The following is a 900-nucleotide window of genomic DNA, read 5'->3' as shown; positions in this document are numbered from 1 at the left end:
TAGTAATGGAGAGGCAGCGGGTCGAATCGACCAGATTGTCTTTATAGATGGCACGATCTGGGATGTTGCCACGATCAAGGCAAAGGTTCTGGCAGCGACGGCCGGTAACGATATTCTGCAGGGATATGGCAGTGCAGACCATCTTGAAGGGTTGGCGGGGAATGATACATTGTATGGCTATGCTGGCAACGATGTATTAACAGGTGGTTCCGGGAATGACTATCTGGATGGTGGTTTTGGCAATGACAGTTATGTATTCAATCTGGGCGATGGTCAGGATACGATCCAGAGTTATGAAAATAATAACCTTAAGATAGACCAGATCATTTTCAATGAAGGTATTCAAGCCTCATCTGTAAGTGTTAAGCGTGATGGCAATGATCTGATTATTAAATACTCAGAGCAAGACCAGATTACTGTCCGTGGCTATTTTGATAGTAATGGAGAGGCAGCGGGTCGAATCGATCAGATTGTCTTTATAGATGGCACGATCTGGGATGTTGCCACGATCAAGGCAAAGGTACTGGCAGCAACGGCCGGTGACGATATTCTGCAGGGATATAACAGTGCAGACCATCTTGAAGGGTTGGTAGGGAATGATACATTGTATGGTTATGCCGGTAACGATGTATTAATAGGTGGTTCCGGTAATGACTATCTGGATGGTGGCGCTGGCAATGACAGTTATGTATTCAATCTGGGCGATGGTCAGGATACGATCCAGAGTTATGAAAATAATAACCTTAAGATAGACCAGATCATTTTCAATGAAGGTATTCAAGCCTCATCTGTAAGTGTTAAGCGTGATGACAATGATCTGATTATTAAATACTCAGAGCAAGACCAGATTACTGTCCGTGGCTATTTTGATAGTAATGGAGAGGCAGCGGGTCGAATCGA

Annotated in this window: 1 protein-coding gene; it reads left to right on the top strand. The window is 44.2% G+C overall.

Annotated features, from left to right (window positions below):
• Positions 1-900 (top strand): calcium-binding protein (locus tag J576_RS19310; RefSeq protein WP_033855758.1); only part of this gene is annotated, 900 nt, incomplete at both ends.

The sequence above is a fragment of the Acinetobacter sp. 766875 genome (assembly GCF_000582055.1).
Classification (GTDB): Bacteria; Pseudomonadota; Gammaproteobacteria; order Pseudomonadales; family Moraxellaceae; genus Acinetobacter; species Acinetobacter nosocomialis.
This window is presented reverse-complemented; position numbering and strand designations above follow the sequence as displayed.